The sequence below is a fragment of the Ruegeria aquimaris genome (assembly GCF_025751555.1).
In the GTDB taxonomy this organism is placed as follows: domain Bacteria; phylum Pseudomonadota; class Alphaproteobacteria; order Rhodobacterales; family Rhodobacteraceae; genus Ruegeria_B; species Ruegeria_B aquimaris.
The window spans coordinates 1-20,203 of sequence record NZ_JAOWLB010000029.1; the positions used below are offsets into that span (position 1 = coordinate 1).

The 20,203-nt window shown below is 60.7% G+C and carries 14 protein-coding genes and 3 pseudogenes; 12 read left to right on the top strand and 5 right to left on the bottom strand.

Annotated elements, in window-relative coordinates; translation table 11 throughout:
* Positions 1 to 468: pseudogene (locus tag OE747_RS22755) on the bottom strand (IS21 family transposase); the annotation flags it as partial.
* On the opposite strand from OE747_RS22755, the pseudogene OE747_RS22760 reads away from it, so the two are divergent.
* Positions 450 to 1,463: pseudogene (locus OE747_RS22760) on the top strand (Tn3 family transposase); the annotation flags it as partial. The pseudogenes OE747_RS22755 and OE747_RS22760 sit on opposite strands and share 19 nt — an antisense overlap.
* A gap of 2 nt (positions 1,464 to 1,465) precedes the next feature.
* Here OE747_RS22760 and OE747_RS22765 read toward each other — a convergent pair.
* The 3 genes from OE747_RS22765 to OE747_RS22775 all read right to left on the bottom strand — a co-directional run bounded on the left by OE747_RS22765 (position 1,466) and on the right by OE747_RS22775 (position 4,261).
* Entirely contained in the window at positions 1,466 to 1,708 is a 243-nt protein-coding gene (locus tag OE747_RS22765; protein ID WP_263830753.1) for a DUF6429 family protein, read from the bottom strand.
* A 301-nt stretch (positions 1,709 to 2,009) separates the two neighbouring features.
* Complete coding sequence (locus OE747_RS22770) at positions 2,010 to 3,173, bottom strand: ATP-binding protein (RefSeq protein WP_263830781.1); 1,164 nt, start codon at positions 3,171 to 3,173, stop codon at positions 2,010 to 2,012.
* A 155-nt stretch (positions 3,174 to 3,328) separates the two neighbouring features.
* The gene (locus tag OE747_RS22775; RefSeq protein ID WP_263830754.1) at positions 3,329 to 4,261 is read right to left on the bottom strand and encodes an IS5 family transposase; all 933 of its coding nucleotides are present in this window, start codon (positions 4,259 to 4,261) and stop codon (positions 3,329 to 3,331) included.
* A gap of 146 nt (positions 4,262 to 4,407) precedes the next feature.
* Here OE747_RS22775 and OE747_RS22780 point away from each other — a divergent pair.
* The 9 genes and pseudogenes from OE747_RS22780 to OE747_RS22820 all read left to right on the top strand — a co-directional run.
* A pseudogene (locus tag OE747_RS22780) lies at positions 4,408 to 4,623 on the top strand (transposase); the annotation flags it as partial.
* A gap of 383 nt (positions 4,624 to 5,006) precedes the next feature.
* A complete protein-coding gene (locus tag OE747_RS22785; protein ID WP_263830755.1) occupies positions 5,007 to 5,591 on the top strand; it encodes an ANTAR domain-containing response regulator in 585 nt (194 codons plus the stop codon).
* Positions 5,588 to 6,760 carry an ABC transporter substrate-binding protein gene (locus OE747_RS22790; RefSeq protein ID WP_263830756.1) on the top strand — a complete coding sequence of 391 codons (1,173 nt, stop codon included), beginning with the start codon at positions 5,588 to 5,590 and terminating at the stop codon, positions 6,758 to 6,760. Before OE747_RS22785 ends, OE747_RS22790 begins: the two co-directional genes overlap by 4 nt.
* A gap of 259 nt (positions 6,761 to 7,019) precedes the next feature.
* The gene (locus OE747_RS22795; RefSeq protein ID WP_263830757.1) at positions 7,020 to 8,387 is read left to right on the top strand and encodes a CmpA/NrtA family ABC transporter substrate-binding protein; all 1,368 of its coding nucleotides are present in this window, start codon (positions 7,020 to 7,022) and stop codon (positions 8,385 to 8,387) included.
* 90 nt (positions 8,388 to 8,477) lie between these two features.
* Entirely contained in the window at positions 8,478 to 9,554 is a 1,077-nt protein-coding gene (locus OE747_RS22800) for an ABC transporter permease (protein WP_263830758.1), read from the top strand.
* Between the two features lie 5 nt (positions 9,555 to 9,559).
* Positions 9,560 to 11,242 (top strand): ABC transporter ATP-binding protein, encoded by a 1,683-nt coding sequence (locus OE747_RS22805; RefSeq protein ID WP_263830759.1) that lies wholly within the window; start codon positions 9,560 to 9,562, stop codon positions 11,240 to 11,242.
* 5 nt (positions 11,243 to 11,247) lie between these two features.
* Entirely contained in the window at positions 11,248 to 13,677 is a 2,430-nt protein-coding gene (gene nirB, locus OE747_RS22810) for a nitrite reductase large subunit NirB (protein WP_263830760.1), read from the top strand.
* Entirely contained in the window at positions 13,674 to 14,003 is a 330-nt protein-coding gene (gene nirD, locus OE747_RS22815; RefSeq protein ID WP_263830761.1) for a nitrite reductase small subunit NirD, read from the top strand. Before nirB ends, nirD begins: the two co-directional genes overlap by 4 nt.
* On the top strand, positions 14,003 to 16,633 hold the full coding sequence (locus OE747_RS22820; RefSeq protein WP_263830762.1) for a nitrate reductase: 2,631 nt from the start codon (positions 14,003 to 14,005) through the stop codon (positions 16,631 to 16,633). Before nirD ends, OE747_RS22820 begins: the two co-directional genes overlap by 1 nt.
* 107 nt (positions 16,634 to 16,740) lie before the next feature.
* On the opposite strand, the gene OE747_RS22825 is transcribed toward OE747_RS22820, so the two are convergent.
* A complete protein-coding gene (locus OE747_RS22825) occupies positions 16,741 to 17,319 on the bottom strand; it encodes a cupin domain-containing protein (RefSeq protein WP_164130186.1) in 579 nt (192 codons plus the stop codon).
* A gap of 123 nt (positions 17,320 to 17,442) precedes the next feature.
* On the opposite strand from OE747_RS22825, the gene gabT reads away from it, so the two are divergent.
* Both gabT and OE747_RS22835 read left to right on the top strand, forming a co-directional pair.
* Positions 17,443 to 18,744 carry a 4-aminobutyrate--2-oxoglutarate transaminase gene (gene gabT / locus OE747_RS22830; RefSeq protein ID WP_263830763.1) on the top strand — a complete coding sequence of 434 codons (1,302 nt, stop codon included), beginning with the start codon at positions 17,443 to 17,445 and terminating at the stop codon, positions 18,742 to 18,744.
* A gap of 27 nt (positions 18,745 to 18,771) precedes the next feature.
* Positions 18,772 to 20,202: an aldehyde dehydrogenase family protein gene (locus tag OE747_RS22835; RefSeq protein WP_263830764.1), complete on the top strand. Its 1,431-nt coding sequence runs from the start codon at positions 18,772 to 18,774 to the stop codon at positions 20,200 to 20,202.
* Position 20,203 lies beyond the last annotated feature (1 nt).

Here is a 20,203-nt window from a genome sequence, read left to right on the forward strand (position 1 = left end):
TGCCGCATCCCCCGACAGCAGCGACATGTAGCTGGCCGCCGAGGTGGTCGCGACGTTGGCGCGCGGCAGGTAGGGGTAGATGTCGAGGTCGAGTTTCGGCGGCCGTTTCTCGACGTGGCAGAGAACGAGGTGCTTGACCGCGTCGAAGCCTACCGCCCCCAGCTTCAGGGCCCGTTTCACGGCGGCGTGCAGATCCTCGATATCGAAGGTCTCGAGCAGGCGCAGCACCTGCACATACTCGCGCCGTCCCATCTTCAGCATGCGCGCTTCCATGAGCCGGCGCAGGATCTGGAACTCTTCGGGCAGGTTCCATTCGGCCAAGGGAGCCGCCTGATCCAGGGCGTTGGGCTTCCTCTCGATCAGCGGAAGGTAATGGACCGGATCGAAGACCATGTCCTCGCGGTCGTAGCAGCGCGGGTGCCGGGCGATCACGTCACCGCGGCAACCGATCACGACCTGGTCGACATATGGAAAGCGACGCGATCAATCGTGCGCTTGCGATGGTCATCGAGGCGCTGTCGAAACTCCCCATGGCGCAGTTCTGGGGTGCCGGAGAAACCGCATCCAGCGACGGACAGTTCTTCCCGACCACCCGGCACGGTGAAGCCATGAATCTGATCAATGCCAAATACGGCTCCGAACCGGGGCTAAAGGCATATTCCCATGTGTCAGATCAGTTCGGCCCGTTCGCAACCCAGAACATCCCGGCGACCGTGAGTGAAGCGCCGTACATTCTGGACGGCCTGCTGATGAACAAGGCCGGAAAGAAAATCAAAGAGCAATATGCTGATACCGGTGGCTTCACTGATCTTGTCTTTGCCGTCACGGCGCTATTGTCCTATCGATTCATTCCGGGCAACCGGGACCTGCCCTCGAAACGGCTCTATGCGTTTGATCCGGCAAGCACCCCGAAAGAACTACGGGGCATGATCGGTGGCAAGATCAAGGAGCGGTTGATTACCGAAAACTGGCCGGACATCCTGCGAGCTGTCGCAACCATGGCGGCTGGCATCATGCCACCCAGCCAGTTGCTGAAGAAATTTGCCTCATACCCCCGACAACATGAACTTGCCCAAGCCCTGCGAGAGGTCGGCCGGATCGAACGGACATTGTTCATCATCGAATGGCTGCTCGATGCGGATATGCAGCGCCGCGCACAGATCGGGTTGAACAAAGGTGAGGCGCATCATGCTTTGAAAAATGCGCTACGGATCGGCCGCCAAGGTGAGATTCGGGATCGCACCGCCGAGGCCCAGCACTACCGCATGGCCGGGCTGAACTTGCTGGCTGCCATCATCATTTACTGGAATACAAAGTATCTCGGCCATGCTGTCACACAGCGGCAAAGGGCCGGGTTGGATTGTTCGCCCGATCTCCTGGCGCATACATCACCGCTTGGTTGGGCCCATATCTTGCTCACCGGTGAATACAGATGGCGAAAGCAACGTCTCCGGGCAGCATAAACTCAGCCTGCTTTCTCGTCCGATTTTGCAAACAACGCGCGGAATAATTCTTCCGCCTTTGCCAAACCCTCATCTGTCAGGACGACCGATTTGGCCTTGTTGACGGGATCGTAGATCATGCCCTGTTCATACAACCGGTTCATCACATCCCAGTCATGGCCTTTCCAGGCCCGGCGGTCATCATGCAGCGTCAGCCACAATAGCCCCAGAACAACTTCATCGATGCGGTCTGTGTCGATCTCCATGTGGTTGATCATAGCAGGAAATGCGGCTACGCACGCCGAAAACAGCCAAAACTGGCCTTAGCGTAAGATTCTGCCCCCTCCGGCAATCGACCCCTAGGACGCGCGGAGGTGCCCCAAGCCTTGTTGCGGGCGCGGTTGGCGCTGCGCGCAGCGGCGGCGTGTGTCGCGTTCTCTGGCCGACCAGAGAGATGCACTCATACGCGCAGTGCACGACAGCGGGTCAGAACTGGCCCCGAAGCATGTTCCATAACTCGTGGCAGAGCCCATTCCATGGAGGCTCCGAGCAGAAGATGGACCTGGGTTAGTGCGCGCTCAGCAACTCAATCGCACGTGCAAGCGGCAAGGCGCGAATGTCATTCGACACCGGAACTTCACGCTCGCCCGCATAGACGAGGAATCTTCGGTTGGCCTGAATATCTTCTGCGCCTATGTGAAACCCCCTCGAGACCTTTGGCGCGGTTGTTCGCTTGATCTCCACCGCCCAAGTTTCACCGTCGGGCAGGCGGAGGACTAGATCGAGTTCCGCACCTGCGGTGGTCCTGTAGAAGTAGGGCTCTGTGCCGGTAGGTGCAGCAGCAAGAAGGGTCTCGATGCAGAACCCTTCCCAACTTCCTCCGACCACAGGATGACCGAGGAGCCCTTCGATCGTGCCTATGCCGAGAAGGGCATGAACGATGCCACTATCCCTGACATAGACCTTGGGCGATTTGACCAGACGCTTGCCTACATTGTCATGCCAAGGCTGAAGGCGCCGCACGAGCATAAGATCGACAAGCAAGTCTAGATAGCGCCCGACAGTTTGCCCGGAGACGCCGAGCCCTTCGGCGAGTGCGGCAGCGTTCAACAGACCGCCCTGGACATGCGCCAACATGGTCCAGAAGCGCCGCAAGGTCGCAGCCGGGATTCGCGGCCCGAGGGCAGGAATGTCCCGCTCGAGATAAGCGCGCAGAAAGTCGAGACGCCAGTCCATGCTGGCTTGATCGCCTTCCGCCGAGAAACTGTCGGGAAAACCACCGCGTAGCCAAAGTTGGTTCAACTGGTCTGTGCCCACTTCGCCGAGCTGCAGGGGCGGCATTTCGATATAGCGAACGCGGCCAGCAAGGGACTCTGCCGATTGCTGCAAAAGGACATTTGAGGCAGACCCAAGCAAAAGAAACTGACCGGTTCGGAACCCGGCCCGACGACGGTGATCGATCTGGCCTCGAAGGGTCTTGAATAGACCTGGAATCTGCTGAACCTCGTCCAGGACAACAAGCTTGCCCGCTTGTTCGTCTAGATAGAGATCTGGCTCGACCAAGACTTGCCTATCCGCCTCTCGCTCTAGATCGAGGTAGACTGACGGCTGCTCCGAAGCGATGTCGAGTGCAAGTGTCGTCTTGCCAACCTGGCGGGGGCCGAGAAGGACCACGGCGGCTTGGCTCTCTAATGCAGATTGCACGAGTTGATGGGTCTTACGTGGGTACATACCTTGCAAATACTCCATTCCGTGGAAGTTTTGCAAGGTTAATCTTCACAGAAACCACACACGGTAGCTTTATTCGGAGCATCATATTACCATAGCACAATGGCTCTGTTGCACAAATCAGTTGATGGCCGAGGTTTCCCCTTCCCCGGAGAGACTTATCCCACAGCCTCCGTGACCGGGATGCCGAGCGCGGTGTAGCCGTTCAGGACGGCGATTCGGACCTGGAGCTCGGCGACCTGACGGTCGAAGTCCCTTGCCATGAGCCGCTGGCCCAGCAGTTTGACACAATGCATCTTCGTCTCGACGCGGCTCCGACGGTGGTATCCACTCCATCTTCGCCAAAGTGCGCGGCCGAGATACCTGGACGCCCGCAGGGCTTCATTGCGCGCCACGGCTCCAGCGGTGATGGTCTTCCAGGGCTTCGCATTCTTGCGGGGCGGGATGACGGCATGGGCACCGCAGTCAGCGATGGCATCGTGACACTTGCGCGTGTCGTAGGCGCCATCTGCCGTGACGCTGCCGATCTCCTGGTTCTTTGGAATCTGACTGAGAAGATCGGGCAGCACTGGCGCATCACCGACGTGACTCCCAGTGATCTCGACAGCCCGGATCTCCAACGTTTCCTCGTCGATCCCAAGGTGGATTTTGCGCCAGACCCGCCGTTTTGGACCACCATGCTTGCGTGCGTGCCATTCGCCTTCACGTTCGACCTTGATCCCGGTGCTGTCGATGAGCAGGTGCAGCGGCCCCTTGGAGCCGCGATACGGGATGTTCACGGCCAAGGCCTTCTCGCGCCGGGACAGGGTGCTGAAGTCGGGCACCGTCCAGTCGAGGCCAACCAGACGCAGCAGGCTCTCGACGAACCCGGTCGTCTGCCGGAGCGCCATGCCGAACAGCACCTTCATCGTAAGGCACGTCTGGATGGCGGCATCGCTGTAGGTCTGCTGGCGGCCACGCCTGCCTGTCGGCACGGCATCCCAGCTCATCTCGGGATCAAACCAGATCGTCAGCGAGCCACGGCGCTTGAGCGCTTCATTGTAGGCCCGCCAGTTCCTGGTCCTGTACGTTGGGGGTGTGGGTCTGCTCATGCATCCCAGCTACCACGCTGGATTCACGAGATGAATCCCTCACAGAATTTGTGCAACAGAGCCCTCTGATCGTGCCAAACGATGCTTGTTCGAGGTATTGCAGGGCGGCGGAATGCGCCGTCACATGACGAAGTGCACTACATTCAATAATCACCGATGGCGGCCGTCGGCGCCGCTGGACTGCGGCAGAGAAGCTACGGATCGTCGAAGAGACGCTGGACAACGGGTCCAGAATCCCGGTGGTCGCGCGTCGCAACGGTGTCGCCCTGAACCTGCTGTATCCCTGGCGCCGTCTCATGCTCGAAGGGGGGAATGTCGCGGCAACCGAAGACGACGACGTGACCAGCAACAAGGTTGTCCGCTAGCTAGAGGGCCACAACGCAAACCACCCGCACACTCGGCTGAAATTGCGCTCGCCAAGTGAGTTCATCGCCGCTCAAAACGCAATCGCCTGAGTGTCCGGCTAAACAGGGCCAAGAACAACATGCTGTTTAGGGATCAATTGCCGAGGCCAGGCTGAGGCACATTGGCTGGATCAGGCAAGGGCGTACACGCGGTACCGGCTCAGTCTTTCAGGGGGCTCTCCATCGCCGTTTTTGGCTGTTAGTCCAATTATTAGACACCTCTCCTCAAAATGTTCGCTAATTTGAGCATTGGCCTGTCGAGAACACATCAATTCTTGCGGTCACGGTTATTTCCCGGCCTATCGCTTGGTGTCACCTGAGCAAATGAACCGCTGAGAGCCATGGGCGCCAAACTGACAGTTGTCGTTGTCGAAGAAGACCGGGACCGTGCTATCGCGATCGTTGATGCGTTGCGAGAGGCAACTGATTGCGACGTGTTCGTGGTTGGAAACAGCAGCGCCTTGGCCAGGCGCATAGCCGCGCATGAGCCGGATATCGTCCTGATAGATATTAATAGCCCGACCCGCGACATGCTTGAGGAGTTGACACTGGCCTCGGGTCCGATTGACCGTCCGGTGGCGATGTTCGTTTCGAACTCGGCGGGGGGGCTTGCACAGGCGGCGGTTGAGGCGGGCGTTTCGGCCTATGTCGTGGACGGCCTCGCGCCGCAGCGGATAAAGCCGGTCATCGACACGGCGATCGCGCGGTTCCGGATGGTAAGACAAATGCGGACGGAACTTGCGGAAACGCGCCGCGCTCTGGAAGAACGCAAGGTCATCGACCGGGCCAAAGGCCTGCTGATGAAGGTCAAGGGCATCGACGAGAACGCGGCCTATTCCCTGTTGCGCAAGACGGCGATGGATCAGGGCCGCAGGGTGGCCGAGGTCGCCGAAGCTTTGGTCACTGCATCGGAGTTGCTGCGATGAGGACCGTCGCCTTGCCCGTAGCTTATATGCCACTGGTTGATGCAGCCCCCTTGATCATTGCGCAAGAGTTGGGGTTCGCCCAGACCGAAGGGATTTCTCTCGATCTTATCCCGGCGCCATCCTGGTCGTCAGTGCGCGACATGTTGGCGTTCGGACGTGTTGATGCGGCGCATATGCTGTCACCTGTGCCCGTGGCCATGGCTTTGGGGTTGGGCGGCGTTTCGACACCCGTTTCTGCCGTTATGGTGACCTCGGTCAATGGCGACGTGATCGGTGTGGGCCGCGCGCTGGAGACCAGGTTGCGCGCGCAGGGATACGAATTCGACTTTGTCAATCCGCGTGCGGCAGCGCGGGCGCTGGCGCGGGCCGCCGACGGCCCGTTGGTGTTCGGTGTGCCGTTTCCATTTTCGATGCATGTCGAACTGCTGCGGTATTGGTTCGACGGAACCGATCTGGGCGGAACCGAGGCTATCATTCGCACGGTTCCGCCGCCATTGATGGCCGAGGCGCTGGCCGAAGGAGATATCGACGCCTTTTGCGTGGGTGAACCTTGGGGATCGGTGGCCGTCGATCAGGGCTCTGGCGCCCTGCTGTTGCCGGGAAACGCAATCTGGTCTTTTGCGCCGGAGAAGGTTCTGGCCGTGCGCACCGACTGGGCCGAAACCGAACCACATCCGTTGCGCAGGCTGATGCGCGCGGTCTGGCGGGCGGGGCAATGGCTGTCGCGGCCTGATACGCACACGACCACGGCCGAGATACTGTCGCGCAAGGCATATCTCGACGTGCCTCCCGAATTGATTGACCGTGCTCTCCACGGAAGGTTCATTATTTCGGGTCAAGCCGAGCATCGCGACGTTACGCGGTTTGTCGAGTTTTACAGAGGCGCTGCAAATTTCCCTTGGCGTAGCCAAGCGAAATGGATGGCTTGTCGACTTGCTCATCGCCACGGTTTGAACGTCGTCGATAGCATGACCCTTGGGGCAGCGGCCTATCGCAGCGATCTATTCCGCGCGCACATGCCGATCGAAGCCGATTTGCCGGGTGCTTCGGAAAAACTCGAAGGTTCGATTCTGCACGAGACTGCGGTTGCCTCGCAGAAGGGGCAATTGACCCTTCTGGCGGATTCGTTCTTTGACGGCTGTATTTTTGACCCGGACGTGCCGGGCTGATCAATAATCGGGCATTTTTTCCGATGGAACGGAATTTTTGCCGCAGTGCAGCGAAATTCGTTGGAGTATCCAGGTCTGTTCCGCGACAGTTGAGATGTCGAATTGCAATGGCGTAATTCGGCACGGACTTCCTCCCTATGACAGGGAAAACAAGAGCAAGGCTGCTCGCTTTCCGCTGGTTTTCCAGTGGTCAGTGATGCGGCCTTTTTGCGTTTTTGCCCGGCGCCTTCTACGCGCCGATGCCTTGAAAGGACAATGGATGAAACGACTTTTGCTCAGCCTCGCGGCCTCCAGCGCCCTGGCCAGCCCCGGTTTGGCCGAAATTCTGGAACTGGAAAAAGACGAATTGACCTTTGGTTTTATCAAGCTGACCGATATGGCGCCGCTGGCTGTCGCCTATGAGCAGGGGTATTTCCTGGACGAGGGGCTGTTTGTCACGCTTGAAGCGCAGGCCAACTGGAAGGTCCTGCTGGACGGCGTGATCGACGGCAAACTGGACGGCGCGCATATGCTGGCGGGTCAACCTCTGGCAGCCACCATCGGTTACGGCACCGAGGCTCATATCATTACGCCCTTTTCGATGGACCTGAACGGCAACGGGATCACCGTGTCAAACGAGGTCTGGAAAGAAATGCTGCCACACATCCCCAAGATGGACGATGGCCGCCCGCAGCACCCGATCAGCGCCGCCGCGATGGTGCCGGTGGTCGAGGCGTTCAAGGCCGAAGGCAAGCCATTCAACATGGGCATGGTTTTCCCCGTTTCCACCCATAATTACGAGCTGCGCTATTGGCTCGCCGCTGGTGGGCTGCATCCCGGTTACTACTCGCCCGAAAACGTGACAGGCCAGATCGGTGCGGATGTATATCTGTCCGTGACCCCGCCGCCGCAGATGCCCGCTACGCTCGAGGCCGGGACGATCCATGGCTACTGCGTGGGTGAGCCGTGGAACCAGCAGGCGGTGTTCAAGGGCATCGGCGTGCCGGTTATCACCGACTACCAGCTGTGGAAGAACAACCCCGAAAAGGTTTTCGGCATTTCCGCCGCGTTCGCCGAGCAAAACCCCAATACCACGCTTGCTGTGACCAAGGCGCTGATCCGGGCCGCCATGTGGCTGGATGAAAACGACAACGCCAACCGCCCCGAGGCGGTCGAGATCCTCAGCCGACCGGAATATGTCGGCGCGGATTACGAGGTGATCGCCAATTCGATGACCGGCTTCTTTGAGTTTGAAAAAGGCGACAAGCGCGACATCCCGGACTTCAACGTGTTCTTCCGCTACAACGCGACCTATCCCTTTTACTCTGATGCGGTCTGGTACCTGACCCAGATGCGCCGCTGGGGCCAGATTGCCGAACCCAAGTCTGACGCATGGTTCGATGAGATCGCGCGCAAGGTCTACAAGCCCGACATCTACCTTGCCGCGGCTCGCATGCTGGTGGACGAAGGTCTGGCGAGCGAGTCCGACTTTCCCTGGGACAGCGACGGCTACAAGGCGCCGACCCCCGCCGCCGACATCATCGACGGCATCCCCTATGACGGCAAAGCGCCCAATGCCTACCTCGAAAGCCTGCCAATCGGCTTGAAAGGTGACCAGACAGTCATAGGCACCGAGGTCCAGGGCTGACCCAACGCAGCCCCGCGCGCTCCTTTCACGGGACAGCGGGCGGGGCGATGCGCAGGCGACGATCCGGCATCCCCGCAAAGGACATCTGACATGACAACCGTTGATCCGAATTTCACCGATATCGCCGAACGCGAAGCGCGTCGTGCGCGGCTTTTTACCCGCATCAATTCTGCCGACAAATGGTTCCAGGTTCTTGGGCTAGCATGGATCACCCCGATCCTCAAAGCCGCCGTCGGGGACAATCCGCGCGCGCAGACCAAGGAAATCTGGCGTCTTCTAGTAGTGCCAATGCTGGCAATTGCCGCCTTCCTGATGCTTTGGGCTGTGCTTGCGCCCAAGGTGCAAACCTCGCTTGGTGCGGTGCCTGGCCCCGCGCAAGTCTGGGAAGAAGCTGTCAACCTGCACAAGGATGCACAGGCCAAGGCAGAACAGCGCGCCGAGTTCGAGGCCAAGGTCGCGCAACTGAACGAACGCCTGATCGCGCAGGGGAAGGAACCCAAGGAACGCGCCTATACCGGTGCACCGACCTACTACCAGCAGATCTGGACGTCGATCCAAACCGTGTTCTTTGGTTTCCTCCTGGCCACGTTGGTCGCTGTTCCGCTGGGCATTCTGGCGGGCCTGTCGCCCACCGCCAATGCGGGTCTCAACCCGCTGATCCAGATATTCAAACCGGTCTCACCGCTGGCGTGGCTGCCCATCGTCACCATGATCGTTTCCGCCCTTGCGGCGACCGAAGGTGGCCTGCTGCCGAAAAGCTTTATCATCTCGGCGGTCACTGTGACGCTATGTTCGCTTTGGCCCACGCTGATCAACACCGCACTGGGTGTTGCGTCGATCGACAAGGATCTGGTGAACGTGTCCAAAGTTCTCAAAATGAGCACCTGGACCAAGATCACCAAGCTGGTGTTGCCCTCGGCCCTGCCACTGATCTTTACTGGGCTGCGGCTCAGCCTCGGGGTGGGCTGGATGGTGCTGATCGCCGCTGAAATGCTGGCGCAGAACCCCGGTCTTGGCAAATTCGTATGGGATGAGTTCCAGAACGGCTCGTCGTCCTCGCTGGCCAGGATCATGGTCGCGGTACTGACCATCGGCCTGATCGGGTTCCTGCTGGACCGGGTGATGTACGCGCTGCAATCGCTGTTTACCTTTACAAACAACCGGTGAGCGCCATGGCTATCCTTACGCTTGAGAACGTCAGCCAAAGCTTTGGCACCGGGTTGCACGCCACCCATGTTCTGAAGAACATCGACCTTGAGGTTCAGGAAGGCGAGTTCCTGGTTCTTCTGGGCTTCTCTGGTACCGGCAAGACGACCTTGATCAACCTGATGGCGGGGCTTGAACATCCAACAAAGGGAACAGTGACCTTCAAAGGCGCGCGCATCACCGAGCCAAGCCCGGAACGCGGTGTGGTTTTCCAAAGCTATTCATTGATGCCCTGGCTGACGGTGAACGGCAATGTGGGCTTGGCGGTCGACACGGTTTTTCCCGGGCTCAGCAAGACCGAGAAGGCCGACAAGGTTGCACATTATGTGAACATGGTGGGGCTTTCGCACGCCGCGGCCCGCCGTCCGGCTGAATTGTCCGGCGGGATGCGCCAGCGGGTGAATGTCGCTCGAGCGCTAGCCATGAACCCCGAAGTGCTGCTGCTGGACGAACCGCTGTCCGCGCTCGACGCACTGACCCGCGCCAATCTGGCGGAGGAGATCGAACGCATCTGGGAGGCCGACAAGAAGACCTGTGTGTTGATCACAAACGACGTGGATGAGGCGATCATCCTTGCCGACCGCATCATCGCACTAAATCCCGATGGCACGTTGGGGCAGGTATTCAACGTCACCATTCCGCGCCCGCGCGACCGGATGGCGATGAACACCAACGCCACCTTCAAGCAATTGCGCGCAAACGTGACCAAATACCTGATGGATGTCGGCGTCGCGGCCAAGGTCGAAGGCAACCGTCTGTTGCCCGAGTTGACCCCGATCCACGGTGTTCCGGCGGCCGTCAAGGAAGCGCAGAAAAACCTGATCGACGACCGCTTTCTCGATTTCAGCCAACTGCACAAGATCTATCCGACACCCAACGGGCCGCTGACTGTGGTCGAGGACTTCGATCTCAAGATCGACCGGGGCGAGTTCATCTCGCTGATCGGCCATTCCGGCTGTGGCAAGTCCACGGTTCTGACGATGGCCGCCGGTCTGAACGAGATTTCCAAGGGTGCGATCAAGCTGGACGGCCGACATGTCGAAGGCGCCGATCCGGAACGGGCCGTGGTCTTTCAGTCTCCAAATCTGTTCCCCTGGCTCTCGGCGCGCGAGAACTGTGCCATCGGTGTGGACAAGGTCTATCCGCGCGCCAGCCAGGCCGAACGACAGGATGTGGTTGAATACTACCTCGAACGGGTTGGGCTGGCGGATGCGATGGACAAACCCACCAGCGAGATGTCCAACGGAATGCAGCAGCGTGTCGGCATCGCAAGGGCCTTTGCCCTCTCACCCAAGCTGCTGTTGCTCGATGAGCCCTTTGGCATGCTCGACAGTCTTACGCGCTGGGAGTTGCAAGAAGTGCTGATGGAGGTCTGGAGCCGGACCAAGGTCACCGCGATCTGCGTCACCCATGATGTGGACGAAGCGATCCTGCTCTCGGACCGCGTGGTGATGATGACGAACGGCCCGCAGGCCACGATCGGCAAGATCACCAAGGTTGATCTGCCGCGCCCACGTACCCGCAAGGCGCTGCTCGAACACCCGGATTACTATGCCTACCGCCAAGAGGTGCTCGACTTCCTTGAGGAATACGAACACGGCGCCAAGCCGAAATCCCAACCGAAACCCCAATCGCTGGCCGCGGAGTGAGGGACATGAAACAGAAACTGGTTATCATTGGCGCTGGCATGTCGTCGGGCCGTCTCATCGAAACTCTTGTCGACACCGACCCGGATGCATTTGATATCACGCTGTTCAATGCCGAGCCGCGCGGCAACTATAATCGCCTGATGCTGTCTCCGGTTCTGTCCGGTGAAAAGACGTATGAGGAAATCGTCACGCATGACGATGCCTTCTACACGACCCATGATGTGACATGTCGTTTTGGCGAAAAGGTCACCAACATTGATCGCGCAGCCAAGGTCGTCATTGGCGAAAACGGTCCGGTTCCCTATGACAAGCTGGTGATGGGCACCGGCTCGGTGCCCATCATTATCCCGCTGCCCGGCCACGATCTGGAAGGCGTGATCGCCTATCGCGACCTTGAGGACACCCAGCGCATGATGGCGATGGGCCAAGGGCGTCGTGTCGTTGTCATCGGCGGCGGTCTTTTGGGGCTGGAGGCGGCGGCAGGCATGGCTGCGCGCGGCGCAGAGGTGACCGTGGTGCATCTCATGGGCCACCTTATGGAACGCCAGCTTGACGAAGCGGCCGGTTACCTCTTGAAAAAGTCGCTGGAGGGGAAAGGCATCACCCTCCGACTGTCTGCGAACTCCAAAGAGATCCTTGGCGAGAACGGCCATGTCAAGGCGCTGTTGCTGGACGATGGCACGGAACTGCCCTGCGATCTGCTGGTCATGGCCGTCGGCATCCGGCCCAATATCGCCTTGGGCAAAGAGAGCGGTTTGGCCGTTGGACGCGGCATTCATGTGGACGATCAGATGGTGACCTCTGACCCCAATATCCTGTCCATCGGCGAATGCGTCGAGCATCGAGGCGCGGTCTTTGGCCTTGTCGCACCGCTGTATGAACAGGCGAAGGTTGCGGCGCAGACACTATTGGGACACGAGGCGGCTTTTGTTCAGAAGTCCCTCTCGACCAAGCTAAAGGTCACCGGCTGCGACCTGTTCAGTGCGGGTGATTTTGCCGAAGGAGAGGGGCGTGAAGACATCGTGTTCCGCGACCCGGCGCGTGGGGTCTACAAACGGCTGGTGATCGAGGACGACAGGTTGATCGGCGTGGTCATGTATGGCGATACCGGTGACGGATCATGGTTCTTTGGTCTGATCAGGGACGGCACGCCCATCGACGACATGCGCGAGACGTTGATCTTTGGCCCGGCGTTTCAGGGGGGAACACAGCTGGACCCTCTGTCAGCCGTTGCAGCCTTGCCATCTGAGGCGGAGATCTGTGGCTGCAACGGCGTTTGCAAAGGGACAATTGAAGAGGCCATCGCCGCTGGCGCGACCGATCTGGGCGCCGTGCGGGCGCGAACCAAGGCAAGCGCCTCTTGCGGGACTTGCACCGGGCTTGTCGAACAGCTGATGCAGGTCACGCTTGGAGATGACTTTCAGATGCCAACCGCCCAGCCGGTCTGCGGCTGCTGTGACCTCACGCATGAGGACGTTCGCCGCCTCATCAAGACCAAAGAGTTGAAGTCCCAGCCCGCCGTCTGGCAGGAACTGGGATGGAGGACGGTGAACGGCTGCCATGTCTGCCGTCCAGCGGTGAATTTCTATCTGCTGGCGGATTGGCCGCTGGACTACGCGGACGATCCGCAAAGCCGGTTTGTCAACGAACGCAAGCATGCGAACATCCAAAAGGATGGGACATTCAGCGTCGTTCCGCGCATGTGGGGCGGTATCACCACAGCTGACGAATTGCGCGCCATCGCGGATGCCGCGGACAAGTACAACGTGCCGACCGTCAAGGTGACCGGTGGCCAGCGTATCGACCTGTTGGGGGTGAAGGGCGAGGATCTTCCCTTTATCTGGGCCGATCTGAACCGCGCCGGGTTGGTGTCGGGTCATGCCTATTCAAAAGGGCTGCGGACGGTGAAAACCTGTGTTGGCACGGATCACTGCCGCTTCGGCACACAGGACTCGACCGGTCTGGGGATCAAGCTGGAACAGGCGTTGTGGGGATCCTGGACACCGCACAAGGTCAAACTGGCCGTCTCGGGCTGTCCGCGCAACTGCGCCGAGGCGACCTGCAAGGATGTGGGCATCGTCTGCGTTGACTCCGGTTATCAGGTTGGCGTTGGAGGGGCTGCGGGCATGGACGTCAAGGAGACCGAGCGCCTTGTCGATGTCGCCACCGAGGGCGAGGCAATCGCTGTCACGATCGCCTTTGTACAGCTGTATCGCGAGAACGCCAAGTATCTGGACCGGCCCTATAAATGGTTGGCCAAGGTCGGGCTCGACTGGGTGCGTGACCGCATCATGGATGCAAATGAACGCCAGCGCCTGATTGACGCGTTCGAATTGTCCCAATCCATCTATCGCAAGGATCCGTGGGCCGAACATGCCGCAAGGCCGCGTGCCTACGCCCACCTTGCCGATCTTACCCTTGAGGCCGCGGAATGAGCTGGATCGACATAGCCGCCATCGACGATATCCCCGAACGTGGCGCCCGCGTGGTCAAGACGTCCGTGGGTTGCATCGCTTTGTTCCGCACCGGTGCAGAGGAGGTCTTTGCCGCGTCCAACACCTGCCCTCACAAGGGCGGGCCACTGGCGGACGGAATTGTGCATGGGCAAAAGGTCACCTGCCCGCTTCACAACTGGGTCTTCGACCTGAACACGGGGCAAGCTGTGGGCGAGGATGCCCGTATCACGACTTACCCGGTGCGGATCGAAGCGGGCCGCGTTCTGCTCGATGGTATGGCCGTCGACAAGAGGAGCGCTGCGTGATGGATGGCTCGACCTTCCCCGAGATCCGCTCGACATGTCCCTATTGCGGCGTGGGGTGCGGTGTGCTTCTACGCGCCGACGGGCAGGGCGGGCTCGATGTTAGGGGCGACCCGGATCACCCGGCGAACCGGGGGCGCTTGTGTTCCAAGGGCTCGGCGCTGGCCGAAACCGTGGGTCCGGAGGGGCGTCTGCTGACCCCGCGTATCGGCGGGCAACAGGCGTCATGGGCCGATGCACTGGGACTGGTGGCAGATAAATTTCGTGCCGCCATCGACCGGTACGGACCCGATAGCGTAGCTTTCTACGTCTCGGGCCAGTTGTTGACCGAGGACTATTACGTCGCCAACAAGTTGATGAAGGGGTTCATTGGATCTGCCAATATCGACACGAATTCAAGGCTTTGCATGGCGTCGACCGTGGCGGGGCACAAGCGCGCTTTTGGCACCGACACTGTTCCCGGTACTTATGAAGATCTCGAAGAGGCGGATCTGGTCGTACTGGTCGGCTCCAACCTCGCATGGTGTCACCCGGTGTTGCATCAGCGCCTATTGGCCGCAAAACAGGCGCGCGGGACCAGGATCGTTGTAATCGACCCGCGCCGCACCGCAACCTGCGATGGGGCCGACATGCATCTGGCGCTGCAACCGGGCAGTGACGTGGCGCTGTTCAACCGGTTGTTGGCAATGCTCTACAAAGGCGGCTTGGTAGACCGCCGTTTTCTGCGGCACACCGATGGGTTTGATGCGGCGCTCAAAGCCGCTTGTGCCGACGATACCGGCGTTACTGGCCTGTCCGATGCGCAGATCGACGCCTTTTGCCAACTGTGGCTGAAGACGGAAAAGGTCGTGACCGTCTTCGGCCAAGGCGTGAATCAATCGTCTTCGGGGAGCGACAAGGTCAATGCGATCCTGAATTGCCACCTCGCCTCCGGCCGTATCGGTAAGCCCGGAATGGGTCCCTTGTCCGTGACCGGACAGCCCAACGCCATGGGCGGACGCGAGGTTGGCGGGCTGGCGAACATGCTCGCCTGCCATCTGGACATCGAAAACCCCGATCACCGCACCGCTATACGCGACTTCTGGCAGGCGCCGGCAGTGCCTGATGCATCGGGACTGAAGGCTGTCGATATGTTTCGTGCCGTGGGTGACGGGCGGATCAAGGCGTTGTGGATCATCCACACGAACCCCGCCGTCTCGATGCCGGATGCCGACATTGTGAGCGCCGCGATCAAGGGCTGTGACTTTACCGTGGTCAGCGATATCACTGCTGCGACCGACACGGCCCGCCTGGCCGATGTGCTGCTGCCCGCGACCGCCTGGGCTGAAAAGGACGGCACGGTCACCAACTCCGATCGCACCATCAGCCGCCAACGCTCAACTCTCCCCCCACCAGGTCAAGCGCGGCCAGACTGGGCGATCCTTGCCGAGGTCGGACGACGCATGGGGTTCGCCAGGGCGTTCGATTATACTAGCCCCGCCGAGATTTTCCGCGAATACGCAAGACTGTCGGGAATCGCTGGCCGATTTGGGCGGGATTTTGACATTTCCGGCCTCATGGACCTGACCGATGCTGACTATGACCGCCTGTTGCCCACCCGCTGGCCGATAACGGAGACCCGGCGGGGCGGGCGTTTCTTTGGCGACGGGGTATTCTTTCATGGCGATGGCAAGGGGCGTTTAATACCCGTCACGTACCGTGCACCGGCGGCCCAAACCGGGCCACGCTTTCCGCTCCGCCTGAATACGGGTCGGGTGCGTGACCAATGGCACACAATGACACGAACCGGCCTTAGCCCGCGTTTGTCCGCGCATCTGGCCGAACCATTTCTTGAAATCCATCCAGTGGATGCCAGCGCATATGGTATCAGCCCGGCTGACCTGCTCCGGGTGATCAGCCCCAATGGTCAGGCAATCCTGCGGGCGCGGATCACGGATGCGGTGCAGCCGGGCCAGGTCTTTGCGCCCATGCACTGGACCGGTGAAACCGCGCCGTCCGCCCGGATCGACGCGCTGGTTGCGCCGGTCGTCGATCCGGTTTCCGGCCAACCGGAAAGCAAGGCCAGCGTTGTTGCGGTGACGCGGTTCCCGGCAGCCTGGTATGGTTTTGCCGTGTCCGGCGGAGAAATATGCCCCAAGTCTGCGTATTGGGCGCGGATGCGCACATACGCGGGCTGGCGCATAGAAATGGCTGGTGACGTAGTCCCGCACGACTGGGAGGCAGAAGCTAGACGGCTGTTCAATTTACCGGATGCCGCGGCCTCGATGATCTCCGATGTGGCCAAAGGCTCTGTCCGCATCGCGTTTTTCGCTGAGGGGAAGCTGCTGGCGGCGCTGTTCGTCGCGCGGAAACCGGTCGCGGTGATGCGCGACTATCTGGCTGGCTTGCCCGCGCAAGAGGCGGCTGGGGTGCTGTCAGGGCATCCGCCTGCAGATGTACCTGATCCTGGCCCAGTGCTGTGCTCGTGTTTCAATGTTGGCATCAACACGATTCTGCGCGCTATCGAAGGCGACGGTTTGACCAGTGTCGCCGCCGTGGGGCTCGCGTTGCAGGCGGGGACGAATTGCGGCTCGTGCAGGCCGGAAATCGGAGCGCTATTGCACGCCGCACAGATATCGGAGGCAGCGGAATGAACTGGCCTTGTCATGGTCGCATCCCAGAATGTGAACCCCATTCACCCGAACGAGGAACCGTGGGAGGGCGCTTGGTTTGCGATGTCGCAGATAACCTGTAGATGGCGTCAAAGATATGGCGGCGTGCAGGCCGATACCACGATCGCAATCCGGTCGGACGTATTGCGAAAGCGGTGCGGCTCGCGCGAGTTGAAAAGATAGCCATCGCCAGTCTTGAGAACGCGAACGCTATCGCCCACGGTTACTTCGAGTTCGCCCGCGATGACGATTCCGCCTTCGCTGGAAGGGTGAGAAATCATGTCGTCGCCGGTGTCGGCGCCCGGTTCGTAAGTTTCATGCAGAATCTGCAACCCATGTTCGCGCGCGTTGCCAACCTGCTTCAAGGCCATGCGACCAATCGTTTCGATCCTGTCGGAATAGATGCGCGAGGTGAGATCCTTGAACTGGTCCGGCGTAAAGAAGATCTCTCCCGCTTGATTCGCCTCAGGCTCAAAAAACTCGGACATGGTTATGTCCAGCCCGCCTAGAATTCTGCGCAAGGTGGCAACAGACGGGCTGCTGCGGTTTGTCTCGACCATCGAAATCTGACCATGCGGAACAGCGGCTGCCTCGGCCAATTGGCGCTGAGAAAACCCTTTATTCATGCGGAGTTCCCGCAGTCTAGCGCCGACATCAAAATCGGTCATTCCGGCGTCCTTCCCTCAATGGTCTTTCGAGAATTTACCTGAACGGGGCTTCGGAAAAAAGAATTGAGATGCTTTAAATATTGAGCTAACGATGCTCAGTATTAGCTGACCATGGAGGGGCAGGTGTCGCGGACCAAGGATCTAATCGAACGGCGTGTATCGGCAGTGGCCAAGGGCGTTGCAACGCGCGGCATCTATGCGGCCCGCGCTGAAAATGCCGAATTGTGGGATGTGGACGGCAAGCGTTATCTCGACCTTGCTGCCGGAATTGCGGTTAACAATACCGGCCACCGCCACCCCAAATTGATGGCGGCCGTGGCAGCCCAGGCCCAAGCCTTTACCCATACTTGTTTCCATGTCGCCCCCTACGAGGGCTATGTGCAGCTGGCCGAACGGCTGAACGCGGCCACTCCGGGGGATTTCGCCAAAAAGACCATGCTGGTCACGACCGGGGCCGAAGCGGTGGAAAACGCGGTCAAGATGGCGCGGGCCTTTACCGGGCGGTCGGGTGTCATCGCCTTTTCCGGGGCGTTTCACGGCCGCACGCTGATGGGGATGGCGCTGTGCGGCAAGGTTCAGCCTTACAAGCGCGCCTTTGGCGCGATGCCGCCCGAGGTCTATCACGCGACCTTCCCGAACGCCTATCACGGGGTCACGCCGGAGATGAGCCTGGCGCAGCTCGACCAGCTGTTCCGCTCGACCATCGACCCGGAGCGGGTGGCGGCGATCATCATCGAGCCGGTGCAGGGCGAGGGCGGGTTCAATATCGCGCCGCCAGAATTCCTGCGCGGGCTGCGGGCGGTCTGCGATACGCATGGCATCGTGCTGATCGCGGACGAGGTGCAGGCGGGCATGGCGCGGACCGGCAAGCTTTTTGCCATGGAACATGCGGGGGTGGCGGCCGATCTGGTGACCATGGCCAAGGGGCTGGCCGGGGGCTTTCCGCTGTCGGCGGTAACGGGCCGGGCCGAGATTGTCGACGCGGCGCCGATGGGCGGCATTGGCGGCACCTATGCGGGCAATCCGCTGGCCGTGGCAGCCGCCAATGCGGTGCTTGATGTCATCGCCGACGAAAATCTGTGCACCCGGGCCGAGCAGGTGGGCGATGTGTTGCGACACCGGCTCACGGCGATGGCCGCGCGGCAAGGGATGGAGGCGATCGGCGATGTGCGCGGTATGGGCGCCATGGTGGCGTTCGAACTGGTCGCCGACCGGGCGACGCGGGCACCCGACGCGGCATTGACCCAAGCCATCGTCGCCGAGGCAGAGGCGCGCGGGCTGATCATTCTGCCCTGTGGCACGCATGGCAACGTGGTGCGCCTGTTACCGCCACTGACCATCCCGATGGCACAGGTGGACGAGGCGCTCGACGTCCTCGAAGCCGCGCTTGAGGCGGCTATCGGCAAGGCGGCGCGGGCGGCCTGAGCCAACACCCCAACGGGAGGAACTGCGATGAAAACGAACCTCGTTGCCGGGGAATGGATCGGCGCGTCCGACGCTTCGGAAAACCGCAACCCGGCGGACCGGTCCGAGCTGATCGGGCTTTACGCCCAGGGTTCGGCCGAGACGGTGCAGGCGGCGGTAGAGGCCGCGCAAGGCGCGCTGGCGCGATGGGCGGCCAGCACACCGCAACGTCGGGCCGATCTGTTGGAAACCGTGGCCCAGACCATTCTGGCCCGTGCGGACGAGATTGGTCATCTGTTGGCGCGTGAAGAGGGCAAGACGCTGGCCGAAGCCCGGGGCGAGGCGGTACGGGCCGGGCAGATCTTTCGTTTCTTCGCGGGCGAGGCGCTCAGGATTTACGGCGACGCGCTGGCCTCGATCCGCCCCGGAGTGGGCATCGAGGTGACGCGCGAGCCGGTGGGCGTGGTGGGGATCATTACACCGTGGAACTTCCCCATCGTTATCCCGGCTTGGAAAATCGCTCCCGCGCTGGCCTATGGCAACACGGTGGTGTTCAAGCCGGCCGACCTGACACCTGGTTGTGCGCATCTGCTGGCCGAAATCCTTTACCAGGCGGGCGTTCCTGCCGGTGTGTTCAACCTGGTCATGGGGCGCGGTGCGGTGGTGGGTGATGCCCTTGTAAAGCATCCCGGCGTCGACGCGATTTCCTTTACCGGTTCGGTTCCGGTGGGCCGGGCGCTGGCGGTCGAGGCCGCGCGGGGCCTGAAAAAGCTGCAACTCGAAATGGGCGGCAAGAACCCGATGGTGGTTCTGGACGATGCCGATCTCGATATCGCGGTCGAGGCTTGTCTGAACGGCGCGTTCTATTCAACCGGACAGCGCTGCACCGCCTCCTCGCGGCTGATCGTCGAGGCGGGGATACACGATGCCTTTGTCGAAAGGCTGGTGGCAGGGGCGCAGGCGCTGCGCGTGGGCGACCCGCTGGACGGCGCGACCCAGGTCGGGCCGGTGGTGTCTGACGCGCAATTGCAGGGCAATCTCGCCTATGTCGATCTGGCGCGGGACGAGGGGTGCGAGGTGATCGGCGGCGAGCGTCTGAACGGAGACACCGAAGGGTATTTCCAGCGGCCCGCAGTATTTCTGGGAGCTTCGAACAGCATGCGGTCGAGCCGCGAGGAGATTTTCGGGCCCTGCGCCAGCGTGATCAAGGCGGCCGATTTCGAACAGGCGCTGGCGCTGGCCAACGATACCGAATTCGGCCTCAGCGCAGGGATCTGCACGGGCAGCCTGAAACACGCGCGCGCGTTCCGGCAGCGGGTAAAAGCGGGCATGGTGATGGTCAACCTGCCAACGGCCGGGGTCGACTATCATGTGCCCTTCGGCGGGCGAAAGGGGTCGTCCTATGGCCAACGGGAACAGGGGCGCTATGCCGCCGAGTTCTATACCACGGTCAAGACAGCCTATGAGTTCGCGGGATGAA

Bases quoted from the DNA above. Each gene is read 5' to 3' on its own strand.
- OE747_RS22765 (WP_263830753.1), bottom strand. From the start codon at position 1,708: ATGGAGATCGACACAGACCGCATCGATGAAGTTGTTCTGGGGCTATTG.
- OE747_RS22770 (WP_263830781.1), bottom strand. From the start codon at position 3,173: ATGTACCCACGTAAGACCCATCAACTCGTGCAATCTGCATTAGAGAGC.
- OE747_RS22775 (WP_263830754.1), bottom strand. From the start codon at position 4,261: ATGAGCAGACCCACACCCCCAACGTACAGGACCAGGAACTGGCGGGCC.
- OE747_RS22785 (WP_263830755.1), top strand. From the start codon at position 5,007: ATGGGCGCCAAACTGACAGTTGTCGTTGTCGAAGAAGACCGGGACCGT.
- OE747_RS22790 (WP_263830756.1), top strand. From the start codon at position 5,588: ATGAGGACCGTCGCCTTGCCCGTAGCTTATATGCCACTGGTTGATGCA.
- OE747_RS22795 (WP_263830757.1), top strand. From the start codon at position 7,020: ATGAAACGACTTTTGCTCAGCCTCGCGGCCTCCAGCGCCCTGGCCAGC.
- OE747_RS22800 (WP_263830758.1), top strand. From the start codon at position 8,478: ATGACAACCGTTGATCCGAATTTCACCGATATCGCCGAACGCGAAGCG.
- OE747_RS22805 (WP_263830759.1), top strand. From the start codon at position 9,560: ATGGCTATCCTTACGCTTGAGAACGTCAGCCAAAGCTTTGGCACCGGG.
- nirB (WP_263830760.1), top strand. From the start codon at position 11,248: ATGAAACAGAAACTGGTTATCATTGGCGCTGGCATGTCGTCGGGCCGT.
- nirD (WP_263830761.1), top strand. From the start codon at position 13,674: ATGAGCTGGATCGACATAGCCGCCATCGACGATATCCCCGAACGTGGC.
- OE747_RS22820 (WP_263830762.1), top strand. From the start codon at position 14,003: ATGGATGGCTCGACCTTCCCCGAGATCCGCTCGACATGTCCCTATTGC.
- OE747_RS22825 (WP_164130186.1), bottom strand. From the start codon at position 17,319: ATGACCGATTTTGATGTCGGCGCTAGACTGCGGGAACTCCGCATGAAT.
- OE747_RS22835 (WP_263830764.1), top strand. From the start codon at position 18,772: ATGAAAACGAACCTCGTTGCCGGGGAATGGATCGGCGCGTCCGACGCT.